General features: G+C 70.1%; 15 protein-coding genes and 1 pseudogene. 5 read left to right on the forward strand and 11 right to left on the reverse strand.

The window, feature by feature from the left end; translation table 11 throughout:
• Window positions 1-8: 8 nt before the first annotated feature.
• The 3 genes from folC to ACFQ2D_RS04410 all read right to left on the reverse strand — a co-directional run bounded on the left by folC (window position 9) and on the right by ACFQ2D_RS04410 (window position 4,365).
• The gene (gene folC, locus ACFQ2D_RS04400) at window positions 9-1,304 is read right to left on the reverse strand and encodes a bifunctional tetrahydrofolate synthase/dihydrofolate synthase (RefSeq protein ID WP_280941617.1); all 1,296 of its coding nucleotides are present in this window, start codon (window positions 1,302-1,304) and stop codon (window positions 9-11) included.
• A 142-nt stretch (window positions 1,305-1,446) separates the two neighbouring features.
• The gene (locus ACFQ2D_RS04405; protein ID WP_280941616.1) at window positions 1,447-2,091 is read right to left on the reverse strand and encodes a histidine phosphatase family protein; all 645 of its coding nucleotides are present in this window, start codon (window positions 2,089-2,091) and stop codon (window positions 1,447-1,449) included.
• A gap of 108 nt (window positions 2,092-2,199) precedes the next feature.
• Complete coding sequence (locus ACFQ2D_RS04410) at window positions 2,200-4,365, reverse strand: S46 family peptidase (RefSeq protein ID WP_280941615.1); 2,166 nt, start codon at window positions 4,363-4,365, stop codon at window positions 2,200-2,202.
• A gap of 121 nt (window positions 4,366-4,486) precedes the next feature.
• Here ACFQ2D_RS04410 and tdh point away from each other — a divergent pair, with 121 nt between their 5' ends.
• The 3 genes from tdh to kbl are packed head-to-tail and all read left to right on the forward strand — an operon-like array spanning window position 4,487 to window position 7,774.
• A complete protein-coding gene (gene tdh, locus ACFQ2D_RS04415) occupies window positions 4,487-5,521 on the forward strand; it encodes an L-threonine 3-dehydrogenase (RefSeq protein ID WP_280941614.1) in 1,035 nt (344 codons plus the stop codon).
• A gap of 58 nt (window positions 5,522-5,579) precedes the next feature.
• Entirely contained in the window at window positions 5,580-6,533 is a 954-nt protein-coding gene (locus tag ACFQ2D_RS04420) for a hypothetical protein (protein WP_280941613.1), read from the forward strand.
• A gap of 47 nt (window positions 6,534-6,580) precedes the next feature.
• Window positions 6,581-7,774 (forward strand): glycine C-acetyltransferase, encoded by a 1,194-nt coding sequence (gene kbl / locus ACFQ2D_RS04425; RefSeq protein ID WP_280941612.1) that lies wholly within the window; start codon window positions 6,581-6,583, stop codon window positions 7,772-7,774.
• 67 nt (window positions 7,775-7,841) lie between these two features.
• On the opposite strand, the gene ACFQ2D_RS04430 is transcribed toward kbl, so the two are convergent.
• The 3 genes from ACFQ2D_RS04430 to ACFQ2D_RS04440 all read right to left on the reverse strand — a co-directional run bounded on the left by ACFQ2D_RS04430 (window position 7,842) and on the right by ACFQ2D_RS04440 (window position 10,754).
• Window positions 7,842-8,327, reverse strand: a complete 486-nt coding sequence (locus ACFQ2D_RS04430; RefSeq protein ID WP_386795531.1) for a hypothetical protein — start codon at window positions 8,325-8,327, stop codon at window positions 7,842-7,844.
• Window positions 8,328-8,476: 149 nt separating this feature from the next.
• Window positions 8,477-9,520: an OmpA family protein gene (locus tag ACFQ2D_RS04435; protein WP_386795532.1), complete on the reverse strand. Its 1,044-nt coding sequence runs from the start codon at window positions 9,518-9,520 to the stop codon at window positions 8,477-8,479.
• A 187-nt stretch (window positions 9,521-9,707) separates the two neighbouring features.
• Complete coding sequence (locus tag ACFQ2D_RS04440) at window positions 9,708-10,754, reverse strand: OmpA family protein (RefSeq protein WP_386795533.1); 1,047 nt, start codon at window positions 10,752-10,754, stop codon at window positions 9,708-9,710.
• A 357-nt stretch (window positions 10,755-11,111) separates the two neighbouring features.
• Here ACFQ2D_RS04440 and uvrA point away from each other — a divergent pair.
• Window positions 11,112-13,994 (forward strand): annotated as a pseudogene (gene uvrA / locus ACFQ2D_RS04445) (excinuclease ABC subunit UvrA); the annotation flags it as partial.
• A 39-nt stretch (window positions 13,995-14,033) separates the two neighbouring features.
• On the forward strand, window positions 14,034-14,444 hold the full coding sequence (locus ACFQ2D_RS04450) for an acyl-CoA thioesterase (protein ID WP_280942137.1): 411 nt from the start codon (window positions 14,034-14,036) through the stop codon (window positions 14,442-14,444).
• A 13-nt stretch (window positions 14,445-14,457) separates the two neighbouring features.
• On the opposite strand, the gene ACFQ2D_RS04455 is transcribed toward ACFQ2D_RS04450, so the two are convergent.
• From ACFQ2D_RS04455 to ACFQ2D_RS04475, 5 genes are all read right to left on the reverse strand, one after another.
• Complete coding sequence (locus ACFQ2D_RS04455; RefSeq protein ID WP_280942136.1) at window positions 14,458-15,894, reverse strand: sigma-54 dependent transcriptional regulator; 1,437 nt, start codon at window positions 15,892-15,894, stop codon at window positions 14,458-14,460.
• A gap of 170 nt (window positions 15,895-16,064) precedes the next feature.
• Window positions 16,065-17,492 carry an acetate kinase gene (locus tag ACFQ2D_RS04460; protein ID WP_280942135.1) on the reverse strand — a complete coding sequence of 476 codons (1,428 nt, stop codon included), beginning with the start codon at window positions 17,490-17,492 and terminating at the stop codon, window positions 16,065-16,067.
• A gap of 28 nt (window positions 17,493-17,520) precedes the next feature.
• Window positions 17,521-18,015: a hypothetical protein gene (locus tag ACFQ2D_RS04465; RefSeq protein ID WP_280942134.1), complete on the reverse strand. Its 495-nt coding sequence runs from the start codon at window positions 18,013-18,015 to the stop codon at window positions 17,521-17,523.
• Window positions 18,015-18,698 carry a C39 family peptidase gene (locus ACFQ2D_RS04470; protein WP_280942133.1) on the reverse strand — a complete coding sequence of 228 codons (684 nt, stop codon included), beginning with the start codon at window positions 18,696-18,698 and terminating at the stop codon, window positions 18,015-18,017. The genes ACFQ2D_RS04465 and ACFQ2D_RS04470 overlap by 1 nt, the downstream gene beginning before the upstream one ends.
• Window positions 18,698-19,069 (reverse strand): hypothetical protein, encoded by a 372-nt coding sequence (locus ACFQ2D_RS04475; RefSeq protein ID WP_280942132.1) that lies wholly within the window; start codon window positions 19,067-19,069, stop codon window positions 18,698-18,700. Before ACFQ2D_RS04475 ends, ACFQ2D_RS04470 begins: the two co-directional genes overlap by 1 nt.
• Between the last annotated feature and the right edge of the window lie 57 nt (window positions 19,070-19,126).

Raw genomic sequence — 19,126 nt, forward strand, 5'->3', positions numbered from 1 at the left:
CGCGCGAATTATACGACGCGGCGTGCTGCGGCTTCTGAACCCGGACCCCGCAGCGCACGCAACGCTTCCTCCGCCGCATGGAACGAGCCGAACACCAGCACGCGGTCGCCCGCCGCCGCCGCCTGCAGCGCCGCCGCCAGCGCCGCGGCGGGATCGGGCGAGCGGCCGGCCGGCAGGATGCCGGCGCCATGGAGCCGCTGCGCCAGCCCGTCGACGCCGAGGCCGCGCGCGCCCGCGCCGAGCGATCCGCCCAGCCACCAGGCATCGACTAGCCCGTCGAACGCGCCGGCCACCGCGACCACGTCCTTGTCCGCCAGGGCCGCGTACACGACGTGCGTGCGCCCCGGCGCGGGGCTGGATCGCAGCCACGCGGCGAGCGCGCGCGCCGCCTGCGGGTTGTGGCCCACGTCCACCGCGATCGCCACGCCGCCGCGCTCGAACCGCTGCAGCCGTCCGTCCAGCCGGGCCGATGCCACGCCTGCGGCGAAGGCCGCCTCGGGCAGGTCCAGGTCCAGCGCCCGCAGCGCCGCGATCGCGACCGCGGCATTGCGCAGCTGCACCGGCGCGGCCAGTGCGGGCATGGGCAGATCCAGCTCGCAGCCGACTTCGCGCCAGCGCCAGCGCGCGTCGTCCACCGGTTCGAAGAAGAAATCGCAGCCGATCCGCAGCGCGGAGGCGCCGATGGCATAGGCATGGCGCAGCACGCTGGCCGGCGGGTCGTCGTCGCCCAGTACCAGCGGCCGCCAGGCGCGGGCGATGCCGGCCTTCTCGGCGCCGATGGCCTCGCGGTCCTCGCCCAGCCAGTCCTGGTGGTCGAGATCGACGGTGGTGATCACCGCGACGTCCGCGTCCACCAGGTTGGTGGCGTCCAGCCGCCCGCCCAGCCCGACCTCGAGGATCGCCAGGTCGAGGCCGGCACGCGCGAACAGCCACAACGCCGCCAGCGTGCCGAACTCGAAATACGTCAGCGGCGTGGTCCCGCGCGCGGATTCGACCGCGGCGAAGGCCTCGACCAGTTCCGCCTCGCCGGCCTGTGCGCCGTCGATGCGTACGCGCTCGCCGTAGGCCAGCAGGTGCGGCGAGGTGTAGGTGCCCACGCGCAGCCCCGCCTCGCGCGCGATCGCCTCGAGGAAGGCCACCGTCGAGCCCTTTCCGTTGGTGCCGGCGACCGTGACCACCCTCGGGGCCGGCCGGGGCAGCGCCAGCGCGTCGGCGACCGCCCGCACGCGGTCGAGTCCCATCTCGATCGCCTGCGGATGCTGGCGCTCGATGTGGCCGAGCCAGTCGGCGAGGGTGGTGGGCATGGCAAGAGGCCGGACAGTCATGGCAGGCGCCGGAGGGCACCATAGGCGGGCAAAGATGGACCGCCGCGGCGGGCGCGGCAAGCACGTCGATCGGGACACGGCGCCGTGGCCGGCACCCGCCGGCGGACGCCTCGCGACACCGCTACAGCGCGCGGTGCACGGCCTCGCCGAAGAAGGCGGTGTGGTGCGAACAGTCGTTCAGGCGCACCACCTCGAGGCTGTCCAGGCTCTCGCCCTCGAGCAGGTTGAGCGTGGTCGGCGCCTGGCGGAAGGTCCACAGCCGCGACATCGGGATACCCAGCACATGGCACAGCAGCACGCGGTTGACCGCATCGTGCGCGACCACCAGCAGGGTGTCGTTGCCGCCCAGGCCTTCGGTGGACCACTGCAGCGCTTCCCAGGCGCGGCGGAACACCTGCTTGAGCGACTCGCCGCCGGGCATCTGCACCGTATCGGGCGCGTCGCGCCAGGCGCGCAGGCGGTCCGGATCACGCGCGGCGATCTCGCTGGCCAGCAGCCCTTCCCAGGTGCCGTGGGCGATCTCCATGAAGCCCATCTCGGTGGTGAGCATCGGCGCGCGTACCTCGCCCAGCGCGAACTGCGCGGTCTGGTAGGCGCGGGTCAGCGGCGAGCTCACCGCCTTGTCGATGCGCACGTCGCGCAGGCGCTCGCCCAGCAGGCGCGCCTGGTTCTCGCCCACCGGCGAAAGCGGGATGTCCTCCTGTCCCTGGTAGCGGCCTTCGGCGTTCCACGGCGTCTCACCGTGGCGGGCAAGCAGGATTCTCATGCGGCAGGCGGTTCCGGTGCGGGTCGGGGGGAGCGCCCGTGGCTCCCCCGGGCGCGCCGCAAGTCTAATCGATGCGGCGCGCCGCTGGCCGGGCGCTGTCGGCTGCAACTAACGGCGCGGGGCGACCCCCATCTCTTCCAGCAGGGCCGGTGCCGGATACACCTCCTGCATGATCCAGCGCATGTAGCGCTGGTCGAGCGAGATGGTGCGGGTCATCTCCCCGTCGAACACCCAGTTCGACACCACCGCCTCCCAGTTCATGTCGAACAGCAGTCCGGTCAGGCGACCCTGCGCGTCGAGCACCGGCGATCCGGAATTGCCGCCGGTGACGTCGAGATCGGACAGGAAGTTGACCGGCACGGTGCGCAACCTGCGGTCGGCCAGGCCGCCGTGGCGCTTGGCCTGGACCGCGTCGAGCAGGGCCTGCGGCGCGTCGAACGGTTCCTCGCCGGTCGCCTTGGCGGCGACTTCCTCGAGCCGGGTGAACGCCTGCTGGCGCGTGCCGTCGAGCTTGGTGTAGGGGCGGACGTTGCCGAAGGTGATGCGCAGCGAGGAGTTGGCGTCCGGATACACATGACCGCCCTGGCTGCGGCGGTGCTCGGCGACGGCGGCAAGATAGGTCGCGCGCGCCGCCAGCCGCTCGCCTGCGCGGATCTTGCTCTCCCGCTCGAGCTCGAGCTGGGTCGGCATCAGCGCCACCGCGTAGCGGATCGCCGGATCCCGGCTCGCCTCCAGCGTCTTGCGATCAGCCGACAGCAGGGCCATGCGGTATTCGGTGTCGCCCAGGCGCGTGCCGGCCAGCCGGTCGAGGGCGCGCTCGATGGCCTTCGCGTCGCTGCCGCCCAGCCAGTCGTCGATCGCCTTCACCCGCTGCGGCTGCGGCAGCTTGACGTATTCGGCCAGCCAGTAGGCCTGCAGTTCGCGGTCCATCGCCGGCACGTAGCGTCGGTCCATCTGCCGCAGGCCGCCCTCGATGGTGGGCAGGTCGCGGTCCTGGTAGCCCTGCTCGCGTTCGGCATCCGGCTTGCCGCGCTCGATCGCGAGGCGGTAGAGCGTGCTGGCGGCGGAGATCGCGCCGGTGCCGTTGAGCATGCGCAGCACCAGGTCGCGCTCGCGGGTGGCGCGCTCGGCTTCGTCCAGCGCCACCAGGCGCTGATGCGCGGCCAGCGCGTCTGCGCCCTCTTCGCCGCGTCCACGCAGCCACTCCAGCACCGCCGCCTCCTGGGCGCGCTTGGTGCCGGCGGCGCCGGTACGCTCGAAGCCGGCCAGCTGGCCCTCGTAGTTCTTCATCGTATTTTCCCAGCCGCGCACGGTGCTGGCGTACTTGACCTCGATGTCGGGGTCGGCCTTGCCGCGCGCCTCGACCAGCGCGATCAGGGCGCGGTAGTGGCGGCTGGTGGTGGGATAGCCCCACTGCTCGGTGTCCTCGAACTCGCCTGCCAGCGCATAGCGGCTGGTGCGCCCCGGATAGCCGGCCGCCATCACGAAATCGCCCTCGCGCAGCGGCTTGTCGGCGATCTTCAGCCAGTGCTTCGGCCGGTAGGGCACGTTCCCCGGCGAGTGCGCCGCCGGCTTGCCGTCGGGCCCCACGTAGGCGCGATAGAACGCGAAGTCGCCGGTGTGGCGCGGCCACATCCAGTTGTCGATCTCGCCGCCGTAGTTGCCCACGCTGCCGGGCGGCGCGTAGGCCAGGCGCACGTCGCGGATCTCGAGGTTGCGGAACAGGCGGTAGTCGTTGCCGCCGAGGAAGCTGTAGAGGCGGCAGCGGTAGCCGGGCTCGGCCTCGCAGCCGGCGACCAGGCGCTTCTCGACTGCGTCCAGGGCCTGGGTGCGGGCCAGCGGATCGGGGGCCGCGTCGATGGCCGCGCGCACCTGGTCGGTGACGTCGGTGATGTCGTCGAGCACGTAGATGCGTGCGTTCGGGCCGGCAGTGATCTCGTCGGCCGGCGCGGCGGCGTTGAAGCCGTCCCGCATCAGGTTGTTCTCGGGCGTGGAATTGAGCTGAATCGCGCCGTACGCGCAGTGGTGGTTGGTCACCACCAGGCCCTGCGGCGACACGAAGCTGGCGGTGCAGCCGCCCAGCGACACCACCGCGCCCAGCGGGTCGCCGGTCAGGTCGGCCAGCTGCTTCGGATCGAGCTTGAGCCCGGCCTTCTTCAGCGGGCCGGCGATCTCCGGCAGCTGCTGCGGCACCCACATGCCCTCGGCGGCATGGGTGGCGGGAAGCGCGGCCAGGGCGGCAGCGGCGGACAGGCTCAGCAGGGAAAGGCGCATGCAACGGTTCCACCTGAAAGGACCGCGGGATTGTAGCCCCCTCCCCGTCCACGCCCCCGCCCTTCGCCCGGCCGTTTCCCCCGCAACCTATAATGGGCGCCCTTCCCCGACGGCGTTTCCGATGTCCGCAACCATGAAGGCGCTGGTCAAGCGCGAGACCACCAAGGGCCTGTGGATGGAACAGGTGCCTGTTCCCGTGCCGGGGCCCAACGAGGTGCTGGTGCGGGTGGAGAAGACCGCCATCTGCGGGACCGACCTGCACATCTACCTCTGGGACGAGTGGGCGCAGCGCACCATCCCGCAGGGCCTGGTGATCGGCCACGAGTTCGTCGGGCGCATCGCCGAGCTGGGCCCGGGCGTGTCGGGCTACAGCATTGGCCAGCGCGTGTCCGCCGAAGGCCACATCGTCTGTGGCCACTGCCGCAACTGCCGCGCCGGCAAGCAGCACCTGTGCCCGAACACCGTGGGCATCGGCGTGAACCGCAACGGCGCCTTCGCCGAATACATCGTCATGCCCGCCAGCAACCTGTGGCCGGTGCCGGACCAGGTGCCGAGCGAGCTGGCCGCGTTCTTCGACCCCTACGGCAACGCCGCGCACTGCGCGCTGGAGTTCGACGTGGTCGGCGAGGACGTGCTGATCACCGGCGCCGGCCCGATCGGGGTGATGGCGGCGGGCATCTGCAAGCACATCGGCGCGCGCAACGTGGTGGTCACCGACGTCAACGACTACCGCCTCAAGCTGGCCGCCGACATGGGCGCCACGCGGGTGGTCAACGTCGCCAACGCCTCGCTGCGGGAGGTAATGGCCGACCTGCACCTGGAAGGCTTCGACGTGGGCCTGGAAATGAGCGGCAACCCGCGCGCCTTCAACGACATGCTCGACTGCATGTACCACGGCGGCAAGGTCGCCCTGCTCGGCATCCTGCCCAAGGGCGCGGGCATCGACTGGGACCGCATCATCTTCAAGGGCCTGACCGTGCAGGGCATCTACGGCCGCCGCATGTACGAGACCTGGTACAAGATGACCCAGCTCGTGCTGTCGGGCTTCCCGCTGGGCAAGGTGCTCAGCCACCAGCTGCGCGCCGACGATTTCCAGAAGGGCTTCGACCTGATGGAGTCGGGCAAGTCGGGCAAGGTCGTGCTCGACTGGCATTGACGCTCCCAGCGTGGCCCGCCCCGCGGCGGGCCAGCGCGACACCCAAGGAAGGTTCGACATGATGCAGAAACTCTCGCTTCTCCTGATGGCCTGCCTGGCCATGCCGGCGACAGCTCGCCCCAGCTGCCCCGACCTGGACGCACCACCCGCCGCAGTCTGCATTGCCGGCCCTTACGGGTTGGCGTATGCCGAAGTCGAGAAGGATGCTGCGATGGCCGCAAGGGCGCTTGAGGCGGCCGCCGCGCCCTTCGAGTTCTATCTCGGCGTGCGGCCCCCTCCGGGGGTGCTGGTCCTGAGCACCAGCTATAGCTCGGGCGACGCCCGGGATTTCGCACGTGGCCAAGGGCTGGGATTCGGCATGTCCTGGCTGCCTGCATCGGCCGGGCTGCTCTCGCGCCCCGACTCCCGTACCGGACGCAGCGCGGGGCGTCGCGGAGCACGCCCGCCGGACCACGAAGGCATCCTGCGCCACGAGCTCGGCCACGCGATCTACGTCGCGACCTTCTGGCCGGACAGCCGGGCAGTGGAGGCGCAGTACGGCGGCCCGGCAGCGGACTGGCTGGACGAAGCTGTGGCAATGCTGCTCGAGCCCGCGGACTCCCAGCGTGCGCGCGCGTCCGCGTTCATGGCCGCCTGGCGCGCATCGCCCGACCGCGTGCCGCGGTTGGAGCACTTCCTGCGCATGCCGCACCCGGCGCTCGCACTGGCGGAAACGATGCGCACTAATGGACGAGCCACACAATCGGGCGTCGTGTCGATGCAACTCCCGGCCGGACATACTTCCGACGCGCTGACGATGTTCTACGGCCATGCACTTGTATTCGCCGGCTTTTTGGTGGATGCCAGCGGGGATCCGCGCATCCTGCGACACGTCACCAATGCCGCGGTGGCGGGCGCCGACTTCGAGACATGGCTCGCGGACCAAGGCGCATCGTTCGGACTGCCGGCCACGCTGCCGCTCTTGGAGGCACGCTGGAGCGCCTGGCTGCAGCAGGTGGTATCGAAGGACTAGCAAACCGGACCGGATAGAATGTCGCCATGTTCTCGCAGGACCACGACATGTCCAGGACCGCACGCTATTCCAACACCCTGAATGAGATCCGCGACGCGGGGCTGTATAAGTCCGAACGCATCATCACCAGCCCGCAGTCGGCCGAGATCACCCTCGCAGACGGCCGCAGGGTGCTGAACTTCTGCGCCAACAACTACCTGGGCCTGGCCGACCACCCGGACATCATCGCCGCCGCGCGTGACGCGCTCGACACCCACGGTTTCGGCATGGCCTCGGTGCGGTTCATCTGCGGCACCCAGGATCTGCACAAGCAGCTCGAAAAGACCATCGCGGACTTTTTCGGCAAGGAGGACACGATCCTCTACGCCGCCTGCTTCGACGCCAACGGCGGCCTGTTCGAACCCCTGCTCGACGAGAACGACGCGATCATCTCCGATGCGCTCAACCACGCCTCGATCATCGACGGCGTGCGCCTGTGCAAGGCCCGGCGCTACCGCTACGCCAACTGCGACATGGCCGACCTGGAGAAGCAGCTGCAGCAGGCGAAGTCCGACGGCGCGCGCACGATCATGATCACGACCGACGGCGTGTTCTCGATGGACGGTTTCATCGCTCCGCTCGACGAGATCACCACGCTGGCGGATCGGTACGGCGCCCTGGTCCACATCGACGAGTGCCATGCCACCGGCTTCCTCGGCGCGACCGGCCGCGGCTCGGCCGAGGTCAAGGGCGTACTGGAGAAGATCGACATCATCACCGGCACGCTGGGCAAGGCGATGGGCGGCGCGCTGGGCGGCTTCACGACGGCGAAGTCCGAGGTGGTGGAACTGCTCAGACAGCGTTCGCGTCCCTACCTGTTCTCCAACTCCCTGCCCCCGCACGTGGTCGCCGCGGGAACCAGGGCGTTCGGCATGCTGGACGCCGCCGGCGAACTGCGCGAGCGCCTCGCCGCCAACACCGCCCGCTTCCGCGAGCGCATGACCGCCGCCGGCTTCGACCTGCGCCCGGGAATCCACCCGATCTGCCCGGTGATGCTGTACGACGCGCCATTGGCGCAGCGTTTCGCCGAGCGCCTGCTCGAGGAAGGCGTCTACGCGATCGGCTTTTTCTTCCCGGTGGTGCCCAAGGGCCAGGCACGGATCCGCACGCAGATGTCGGCGGCGCACACGCCGGAGCACATCGACCGCGCCGTCGATGCGTTCACCCGGATCGGACGCGAACTGGGCGTCCTCCAGGCCTGAAACGCAACAGGCCGCGCCTGCGTCGCGGGCACGGCCTGGATCCGCTGGCGCGGACGCGCCCGCAGGACTACTGCGACTGGCCTTCCACAGGTGGCTCGGCCGCGGCAGGCGCCTCCGACGCCGGCGCCGCGCGGCGCCCGGCGCTGTAGCCATTGGCCTGCAGCCAGGCGTCGAAGTCGTCGGCCGTCATGCGCTTGCCGTTCTGGGTCATGTTGAAGCGGTATGGCGTGTTGTCGTGCTCCGTGCGCTTGACGTAGGTCGAAGCGTTCGGCGCGGCCAGTGTCGACGCCGGGGTGGTGGCGGCCGCCGGCTGGCAGCCTTCCAGGCGCAGGCGCCACAGTACGTTGTCGACCGACTGCGACTCGTCGAACGCAGGGGCGAGCACGCCGCGCTGCGAACCGAGCTGCGGGTTGACGCTGGCGAAACCGTCGGCGACGGGCGGCAGCACGGTCGGACGCACCGCGAGCGGCTGCGCGGTCGCGCCGGGGCACTGGGTGGACGCGTGGGCGGACACGGCGCCCAGCGACAACAGCAACATGGTCCATCCGCGCATTCCGCGTCTCCCGGCTTGAAAAATCTGGCGCGAGTGTAGCAGCGCAATGCGCACAGGCAAGCGCAGGAATCCCTTTGCGAATGCAGGTCCGCAGAAACGAGAAGCCCGGCACTAGGCCGGGCTTCCCGTGTACAGCAACTCGCGTCCGATCAGTTCTGGACGTTGAGCTCGGTGCGGCGGTTGACCTCGCTCTTGCAACCCGGCAGCGTCTGCGCGGTCGGCTCCAGCGGACGGCTCTCGCCGTAACCCACCGGACCCGACAGACGCCCGGCGTCGATGCCGTTGCTGGTCATGTAGTCGTACACCGCGCGCGCACGGCGCTCCGACAGGCTCTGGTTGTAGGCGTCCGAACCGCACAGGTCGGTGTGGCCCGCCACTTCCACGCGCAGATCCGGATAGCGCTTCAGGATCTCCACGGCCTCGTTCAGGATCTGCACCGCGTCAGGACGCAGCGTCGACTTGTCGAAGTCGAAGTTCACGCCGTTCAGGTCGATCGTGATCGGCGCCGGCGGCGGCGGCGGAGCCGGCTCGGCCGGCGGCGGCGGCGGCGGCGGGGCCACCGGGGCGGTCGGCTCCGGACCCAGCGGGATCACCACGCCCACCGACGCGATCACGTCGGCGAAGTAGCTCTCTTCCTGCTGGTGCGGGTAGCCCGAACCATCCGTGCCCGACTCGGCCGCATAGCTCTGGTCGTCGAAGTCGAAGCGGGCGGCCAGTTCGGCACGCACCGCCACGCGACGGCTGAAGTCGCTCTGCAGGCCCACGCCGACCTTCGCGGCCAGGTTGCCGTCCTCACGCTGGAACAGCTCCGGCGAGGTCGCGACCACGTACTCTTCTTCCGAGCGCTGGTAGCCCAGGCCGAACAGCACGTACGGCGCCCAGTTGCGCTCGGCGGAGATGAAGTGGCGGCGGAAGTCCAGCGACACGCCGTACTGGCTCCACAGCAGGTCCTTGTTGTGCTCGAAGTTCGGGTTCTGGTAGTTCAGCGCACCTTCCACCGACCACTCCGGGCTGATGAACTTGCCCAGGCCCAGGCCCAGCGCGTACGCGTCGTCCGTACGGCGGTCCTCGTCCTGGAGGTTGAAGCCGACCGAACCGGTCAGGTACCAGCGATCATCGAATTCCTGCGCGGACGCGACGGACGTCACGGCCATGCCCGCGAGCAGGGCAGCACTCAACAAGCGGATCTTCATTGGAAACTCCTTAGGGGGAAGCGTCTGTAGAGGTAAAGCGGTTCACACGTCTGAATCCGGCTCGTGTCCGGGGCGAACTGGTTGCCCCAAGCCGTTGTTTGGCCTGCCTGAACAGGATAACACGGTCGAAACGGATTCTTAACAAACCGGGAAGAGGCGGCCGTCCCAGGGGGCGGCCGCCTTCGGATCAGTTCTGGACGTTGAGCTCGGTGCGGCGGTTGACCTCGCTCTTGCAACCCGGCAGCGTCTGCGCGGTCGGCTCCAGCGGACGGCTCTCGCCGTAACCCACCGGACCCGACAGACGCCCGGCGTCGATGCCGTTGCTGGTCATGTAGTCGTACACCGCGCGCGCACGGCGCTCCGACAGGCTCTGGTTGTAGGCGTCCGAACCGCACAGGTCGGTGTGGCCCGCCACTTCCACGCGCAGATCCGGATAGCGCTTCAGGATCTCCACGGCCTCGTTCAGGATCTGCACCGCGTCAGGACGCAGCGTCGACTTGTCGAAGTCGAAGTTCACGCCGTTCAGGTCGATCGTGATCGGCGCCGGCGGCGGCGGCGGAGCCGGCTCGGCCGGCGGCGGCGGCGGCGGCGGGGCCACCGGGGCGGTCGGCTCCGGACCCAGCGGGATCACCACGCCCACCGACGCGATCACGTCGGCGAAGTAGCTCTCTTCCTGCTGGTGCGGGTAGCCCGAACCATCCGTGCCCGACTCGGCCGCATAGCTCTGGTCGTCGAAGTCGAAGCGGGCGGCCAGTTCGGCACGCACCGCCACGCGACGGCTGAAGTCGCTCTGCAGGCCCACGCCGACCTTCGCGGCCAGGTTGCCGTCCTCACGCTGGAACAGCTCCGGCGAGGTCGCGACCACGTACTCTTCTTCCGAGCGCTGGTAGCCCAGGCCGAACAGCACGTACGGCGCCCAGTTGCGCTCGGCGGAGATGAAGTGGCGGCGGAAGTCCAGCGACACGCCGTACTGGCTCCACAGCAGGTCCTTGTTGTGCTCGAAGTTCGGGTTCTGGTAGTTCAGCGCACCTTCCACCGACCACTCCGGGCTGATGAACTTGCCCAGGCCCAGGCCCAGCGCGTACGCGTCGTCCGTACGGCGGTCCTCGTCCTGGAGGTTGAAGCCGACCGAACCGGTCAGGTACCAGCGATCATCGAATTCCTGCGCGGACGCGGCCTGCGTCAGGCCGAGGCTGCCGAGCAGCGCGAGGGTGAGGAGTTTCGTCTTCGTCATTTCCGGTTCCTTGAAAGGACTTCCCATTCAGATTGCGACCCCGTGTCCCACTGGTGCGACGTCCGGCGCCCTGTCCTGCCCAGCCCCAGAACTGCTGACTGAACGCACGGCGGCAGCTTAGGTTTATCGCCGTGAAGGGCATGTTAACAACCGTATAACTTTCAACCACCTCCGGCTTGACCCGGACGAACGGCTGGCTTCGGCTCCCACCTCCCCGGCTTGCACTGTCTCACAGCCTGAGACGGCCAATCATGAAACTGGCTTCCGCCGCATTTGCCCCCATATCGGCGGCTCGCTAGGCTGACCGGTTCTCCCCGGCCGCCCCGCCCCCCAGCCCCCACACGGAATCCCGTCCCGATGGCGATGGACACCATCCGCATTCGCGGTGCCCGCACCCACAACCTCAAGAACGTAGACCTCGACCTGCCGCGCGACCGCCTGATCGTCTTCACCGGCCTGTCCGGGTCGGGCAAGTCGTCGCTGGCCTTCGACACCATCTACGCCGAGGGCCAGCGCCGCTACGTCGAGTCTCTGTCGGCCTACGCGCGCCAGTTCCTGAGCGTGATGGAGAAGCCGGACGTCGACCATATCGAGGGCCTGTCCCCGGCGATCTCGATCGAACAGAAGTCGACCAGCCACAACCCCCGCTCGACCGTGGGCACCATCACGGAAATCTACGACTACCTGCGCCTGCTGTACGCCCGCGTGGGCCTGCCGCGCTGCCCGGACCACGGCTATCCGCTGGAGGCGCAGACGGTGAGCCAGATGGTGGACCAGGTGCTGGCGCTCGACCCGGAGCGCCGCTGGATGCTGCTTGCTCCAGTGGTGCGCGAACGCAAGGGCGAGCACGCCCAGGTGTTCGAGCAGCTGCGCGCCCAGGGTTACGTGCGGGTGCGGGTGGACGGCGTGCTGCACGAGATCGACGCCGTGCCGGCCCTGGCCCTGCGCCAGAAGCACACCGTCGAAGCGGTGATCGACCGCTTCAAGGTGCGCAGCGCCGACGAGGAATCCGCCGCCGGCCTGCGCCAGCGCCTGACCGAGTCATTCGAGACCGCACTCAAGCTCGGCGAGGGCATGGCCTCGGTCCAGTCCATGGACGACGAGGCCGCCGCGCCGCTGCTGTTCTCCTCCAAGTACTCCTGCCCGGTGTGCGAGTACGCGCTGCCGGAACTGGAACCGCGCCTGTTCTCGTTCAATTCGCCCCAGGGCGCCTGCCCGACCTGCGACGGCCTGGGCGTCTCCCAGTTCTTCGACCCCGCGCGCGTGGTCGTGCACCCCGAGCTGTCGCTGGCCGCCGGCGCGGTCCGGGGCTGGGACCGGCGCAACGCGTATTACTTCCAGCTGATCCAGTCGCTGGCCAGGCACTACGGATTCAGCGTCGACACGCCCTGGCAGGACCTGCCGGAGAAATCGCGCGAAGCGGTGCTGTTTGGCAGCGGCGGCACCACCATCACCTTCAGCTACATCACCGACGCCGGCGGGCGCACCCAGCGCAAACACCGCTTCGAGGGCATCGTGCCCAACCTGGAGCGCCGCTACCGCGAGACCGAGTCGGCCGCGGTGCGCGAGGAACTGGCCAAGTACATCAGCGAACGCGCCTGCACCGATTGCGGCGGCGCGCGCCTGAACCGGGCCGCTCGCAACGTGTTCGTCGACGACCGCCCGCTGTCCGACCTGGTGGTGCTGCCCATCGACGAGGCGCGCGCCTTCTTCGCCAGCCTGCAGCTGGCCGGCTGGCGCGGCGAGATCGCGACCAAGATCGTCAAGGAGATCAACGAGCGCCTGGGCTTCCTGGTGGACGTCGGGCTGGACTACCTCACCCTGGAGCGCAAGGCCGACACCCTGTCGGGCGGCGAGGCGCAGCGCATCCGCCTGGCCAGCCAGATCGGCGCCGGCCTGGTGGGCGTGATGTACGTCCTCGACGAGCCCTCGATCGGCCTGCACCAGCGCGACAACGAGCGCCTGCTGGGCACCCTCACCCGCCTGCGCGACCTCGGCAACACGGTGATCGTGGTCGAGCACGACGAGGACGCCATCCGCCTGGCCGACCACGTGGTCGACATCGGCCCCGGTGCCGGCGTGCACGGCGGCGAGGTGGTGGCCGAGGGCGCCCCGGCCGATATCCTCAAGGCGCCGCGCTCGCTGACGGGCCAGTACCTGTCGGGCAAGCGCCAGATCGCCATCCCGGCCAAGCGCCACAAGCCCAACCCGAAGATGCAGCTGCGGCTGCTCGGCGCGACCGGCAACAACCTCAAGAACGTCGATCTGGAGATCCCGTCGGGGCTGTTCACGGCGATCACCGGCGTCTCCGGCTCGGGCAAGTCGACCCTGATCAACGACACCCTGTACGCCCTGGCCGCCAACGAGATCAACGGCGCCTCGCACACCCCGGCCCCGTTCCGCGAGATCCAGGGCCTGGACCTGTTCGACAAGGTGGTCGACATCGACCAGTCGCCGATCGGCCGCACCCCGCGCAGCAATCCGGCCACCTACACCGGCCTGTTCACGCCGCTGCGCGAGCTGTTCGCCCAGGTGCCGGAGGCGCGCGCGCGCGGCTATTCGCCGGGCCGCTTCAGCTTCAACGTGCGCGGCGGCCGCTGCGAGGCCTGCCAGGGCGACGGCCTGCTCAAGGTCGAGATGCACTTCCTGCCCGACGTGTACGTGCCCTGCGACGTCTGCGCGGGCAAGCGCTACAACCGCGAGACGCTGGAGATCCTCTACAAGGGCTACAGCATCCACGACGTGCTGGAGATGACGGTGGAGGACGCGCTGGCCCTGTTCGAGCCGGTGCCGTCGATCGCGCGCAAGCTCGAGACCCTGGTCGACGTCGGCCTGAGCTACGTCAAGCTCGGCCAGCCGGCGACCACCCTCTCCGGCGGCGAGGCACAGCGCGTGAAGCTGTCCAAGGAGCTCTCGCGCCGCGACACCGGCCGCACGCTCTACATCCTCGACGAGCCCACCACCGGCCTGCACTTCCACGACATCGAGCACCTCCTCGCCGTGCTGCACAAGCTGCGCGACGACGGCAACACGGTGGTGGTGATCGAGCACAACCTGGACGTGATCAAGACCGCCGACTGGGTCGTGGACCTGGGGCCCGAAGGCGGGCACCGCGGCGGCACCATCATCGGCAAGGGCACCCCGGAGGAGATCGCGCGGCTCCCCGCCTCGCATACCGGCCGCTTCCTGGCCCGCACCCTCGGGCTGGACGCCAAGCCGGCGCGGCGCCGGTCGGCCGCCTGATCCGTCGTTTCCATCGCATCGCCCGAGTCGCGCACCATGAGCCTGGACAACCGCACCGCCCTGTTCCGCCTGCCGATCGAACTGCGCTGGCGCGACCTCGACGCCTTCAACCACGTCAACAACTCCAACTTCATGACCTACCTGGAGGAGGCGCGGATCCGCTGGTTCGAGTCGCTGGGCGAGCCCTGGCTGACGGACGCGTTCGCACCGCTCCTGGCCGCGGTGCAGATGAGCTACCGCACGCCGATCCCGTATCCGGCCCGGGTGGTGGTCGAACTGTTTGCCGACCGCGTGGGCACGACCAGCGTCACCATCGGCCACCGGATCTGCAGCGACGACGGCACCGTGCTGTACGCCGACGGGCACGTGGTGATCGTGTGGATCGACCGGGCCAGCGGACGCCCGACCCCGCTGCCGGCGGCCGTGCGCCGGATCGCGGGCGGCTGAGGCGGCGCCGCGCTCAGGCCTTCTCGCGGCCGCCCTTCACCACGGCAAGCCTGCTCCAGCGCGCCTCCGGGCGCGCCTCGTGCAGGCCATGGCGGAGCATCAGCCGGTACAGGGTGACGCGGGAGATCCCGAGTTCGTCCGCGGCCGGGCCCACGCGCTGGTCGTTGCGGGCCAGCGCACGCTCGATGGCGGCGCGCTCGCCCTCGCGCCGGGCCAGCTCGATGGTCACGCCGCCGCACGGTGGCGGCTCGCCGTCCTCCAGCTGCAGGTCGCGCGCGGAGATGTAGCAGCCCTCCGCCATCACCATCGCCTCGCGCACCCGGTTGATCAGTTCGCGGACGTTGCCGGGCCAGGGGTAGCCCTGCATGGCACGCAGGGCGCAGGCCTTGAAGCCCTTGGGCCGGCTGGGCACCTCGCCCGCGTGCCGCTGCAGCGCGTGCTGCGCGATCATCGCGATGTCGCCGCCGCGCTCGCGCAGGGCCGGCATCCGCAGCTCGATCACGCGCAGGCGATGGTAGAGGTCGGCGCGGAACCGTCCCTCCGCCACCGCCGCCTGCAGGTCGACGTGGGTCGCCGACACGATCCTCGCGTCGACCCGGATCGATTCCCTTCCGCCCAGCCGCTCGATGCTGCCCTCTTCCAGGAAACGCAGCAGCGCCGACTGCGACTCCATCGGCAGGTCCGCGATCTCGTCCAGGAACAGGGTGCCGCCATCGGCCTGCTCGACCCGGCCCAGCTTGCGCTGCACCGCGCCGGTGAACGCGCCGCGTTCGTAGCCGAACAGCTCCGACTGCATCAGGCTGTGCGGAATGGCGCCGCAGTTGATCGCCACGAACGGCATGCCGCCGCGGCGCGACTGGCGATGGATCGCGGCCGCGGCGAGCTCCTTGCCGGTGCCGGTCTCGCCGGCCAGGAACACGGGCGCCTCGCTGCGCGCGGCCTTGCGGATCCGCTGCGCCAGGCGCCGCATCACCTCGCTGGCGCCCACCATGCCGGCGATCGGCTCGACCTCCGGGCAGGTCGACACCAGGCCGCCGGGCAGCCGGGCCATTCCCAGCGCGTGGCCCAGCACCACCGACAGCGTGCCCGGCTCGCAGGGATGGACGACGTAATCCCGGCAATAGCCGTGCACGAGCCGGCCCAGCGCCTCGCAGTCCGGCTGCCGCACCTGCAGCACGGCCACCCACTCGAGGGCCGGATGCGCCAGCGCCTGGAGCAGCGCGGGATCGCCGGCCAGCGCGGCAGCGTCCGCATCGGCCACGCCGCGCAGGTCGAGCAGGCCCACCCCCGGCGCACCCGGCTGCGGCAGCTGGTCGTGCTGCAGCCGGGCGACGGCGACCGTAGCGGCCACCTGCCATCCGATGCCGCGCAGATCGTCTTCGAGCAGGCCGCCGTCGTCGAACAGGTGCGGCTGCAGATGGACCAGGGTGCGCGTTTCGGGTTGCGACATGCGGGATCACTCCCCGCATCCTCCCCCTGGCGGATGCCTGTTCCTGTTCTTGTTGTTGTCATCCGAACGCGGGCAGTCGCCGGTGGCGGACACGGCGGCCTGCACATCGCTGAACAGCCACGCGCGGTCGCCCGGCGTGGCCACCACGACGGGCGACTGCGGAGTCGCTGCTAGAAACTGATGGGCATGCGCACGGCGAGCGACACGTCCGGCGTGTCGCGGGTGACGCCGACGCCCAGCGCGACGTTGAGGCTGGCGCGCTCGCTCAGGCGGTAGGAGCCGCCGATCACCAGGGTGCCGAGCACCACGCGCACCGCGCCGGGCGCGTCCTCGCCGTTCTGCTTGGTGCGGTCGACGATGCTCTGGTCGTAGCCGAAGCTCACCGCGGCGCGCTCGTTGAGCGCCAGGCCCATGCCGAAGTTGAAGCCGATGATGTCGCCTGCATCGATCGTGCCCAGCAGCTCGGTGGTCGTCTGCGGATAGCCCTCGGGCGCTCCCGACAGCACGGTCCTGGACACGTTGTCGCGCTCGAAGTTGTGCAGGTAGCTCAGGCTGCCGAAGAACACCACCGGGTCGGAGGCGTACAGCCAGGTGACGCCCGGCTGCAGCGAGGCGAAGCCGCTTCCGGTGGGCAGGTCCAGCGGCAGTCCGGTGCCGGTGGCGTTGGCCACGCAGCGCGTCACGCAATCGGTCACCACTTCGAACAGGTCGCGGCCGGTGCGCGTCTTGTAGCGCAGCCACAGGACGTAGAAGGGCTTGTCGGCGGCGCCCTGGTCGAGCTGGTAGCGGGCGGTGAGTTCGATGTCGCCCAGGCCCTTGCCGTCGGCCTGGAAGACGGCGTCCTGCGCGGAGCCGGTGAAGATCTCGCGGCTGACCGTGTCGCTGCTGATGTAGGAGAACGGCACCTTCGCCTCCAGTTCGAAGCGACCGCCCAGTCCGTAACGCGCGGCCACCGCGGCAGTCAGGCTGGTGGTCTTGACCTGGCGCACGTCGATCAGGCCGATCAGGATCGCCGGGATCACGGTGTAGCCCACCAGGGCCACGCGATCGTTGCTGGAATAGCCGAACTGCAGCGAGGGTTCGAGCACCAGCTTGCCAGCCGGGGTCAGCACCCCGGGCTGCTCGAAGATGCGCGCGACTTCCGGAGGCCGCTCCTCGGGATCCGGTGGCCGGCCGACCTGCGTGTCCGCGGCTGCCACCGCGTCGCCCTGCGCGGCGACGCCGGCGTCTGCCTGCACCGTCGCGCCCGGCGCGTGCACGGCCGCCGCCTGTCCCGCAACCAGCGGCAGCACCGGGGCCTGGCTGTTCCCGCGCGCGCGCAGCGCCTCCAGGCGCGCGTCCGCGAGGTCCTGTTCGAGGCTGTCGAGCACCGCCTGCTGCCGGGCGACCTGCTGCTGCAGTTCGCCGATCCTGCGGTCCTGCTCGGCCATCCGCGCCTCCATCCGGCGCAGGAGATGGGCCGGGTCGCTGCCCTGCGCGCAGAGCGGCCCGGCCAGCAGCAGCGAGCAGCCGGTCAGCACGGCCAGGGCCGTGCGCTGGGGAAACGCGGTGCGCGTGCAGTGGACTGTGGGAATGGATCGGATCGATCGAACGTTCATCGCGTACGTCCCTGTCGCATGGGTTCGCCTAGAGGCCGCCGACGGAAGCGGCGGTCGCCGCCTGCAGCGTCCGTGCGGTGTTCAGTGCCTGCAGCATGTCCAGCCCGCTGGAGCTCGCATCCAGCGTGCTCCGTACCTGGATGCGCTGGCCATCGAGGGCGTTCTGGACGACCAGGCCGGCGCCCGCCGCTTGCACGGCATCGCCGCCGCCGATGCGCACCCAGTGCGTGCGGCCCAGGGCCGCCAGCTGGCCCGCCTCTTCCGCGCTGATCCGGCTGACGTCGGCGACCTGCACGCGCAGCGCCGAAACCAGTTCGCCATTGACGTGCACAGTGCGTTCGAAACCGAACGACACGTGCAGCCCGGAGGGCAGCTGGAAGCCGCCGCGTTGCGCGTCGAGTTCGCCGCGGGCGAGCCGTGGCCATGAGGCCAGGTCGGATGCGGACGCATCCGCCGCCCGGGCGGGCATGCACGCCATCAGCCAAGCGACCAGGACCAGCACCAGCGCTGCGTGCGTCTTCATCAGATGTCTCCGGGTCCGCGGCGCGGGATCACGATCTCGCGCAGGCCCTGCCGCTGGATCGCCGTGTGCAGCGGGGCCGACGGCGCCAGGTTCCAGTCGCGAGCCTGGTTGAAGCTGGCCAGCTCGCGATGGCTGTGCACCACGAACAGCACGCGGTTGTCCCACAGGCGGTCGAAATCACGGCGTGGAATCGCCCGGGAACCGCGCGCGGGATCGGCGACCAGCACGCGGCCCTGCCGCAGGCCGCGCACCACCACGAAATGCCGATAACCCCGGTCGTTGATGAGCACGATCGCAGGCAGGCCCTGCTCGAGCAGCTTGTCCAGCGGCACCTGGAAACCGTCCGCCTGGAATCCGCGCGTGGCCAGGTAACGGCGCATGTCCAGGAGAGAGAAGCCTTCGGCGCGGATGCGCGCCTGGTCGCCGCTGGCATACATCCGGCTGAACACCTCGGCCTCGTCGACCGCGACGCCGTACTGGTAGGTCAGCAGGGTCGCGACGGCGGCCGAGCCGCAGCTGAAGTCGTACTGCTGGCGCACGGTGGTGCGGAAGCGCGCTTCCTTGAGGCTGGTGACGGGGACCGAATAGCCGCCGCCGTGCGGCACGCGCAGGTCGATCGCGCGGGCCGGGGCCGGAAGCGCCAGCAGGCCCGTCAGCACCACCGGCAGCCACGCGCTTCGCATCACGGGCCGCCGAAGCGCACGTTGACCGAGGTGCCGTTCTGGATCAGCACATTCGATCCGCTGTTCTGGATCACGGTGTTCAGGCCAGCGGCATTGGCGAAGGCGCCGCCGTCGATCCTGTTGTCGCCGGCGACGACCTGGCTCGCGGTATTGCCCTCGACCACGCCCTGGTTGTCGACCTCCACCGTGACCTGGCTGTCGCCGCCGCGCAGCCCGGCCAGGGCATCCGTGGCGAGCGCCGGGCCCAGCCCGGCATCGCGCGCCACATGGGCCGCTTCCTTTGGCGGCTGTGCCGCCATCGCGGGAAGCGTCGCGGCCGCCAACGCCAACGCCAACGCCAGGGCGAGACGCCGCACAGGGTGTGCGTGCATGGATCCTTCCTCCTGCCGCGGCGCGCGCCGCAGCCTGTGCTGGAACTGGACCAGCCG

The sequence above is a fragment of the Luteimonas composti genome, assembly GCF_042678665.1.
Classification (GTDB): Bacteria; Pseudomonadota; Gammaproteobacteria; order Xanthomonadales; family Xanthomonadaceae; genus Luteimonas; species Luteimonas composti.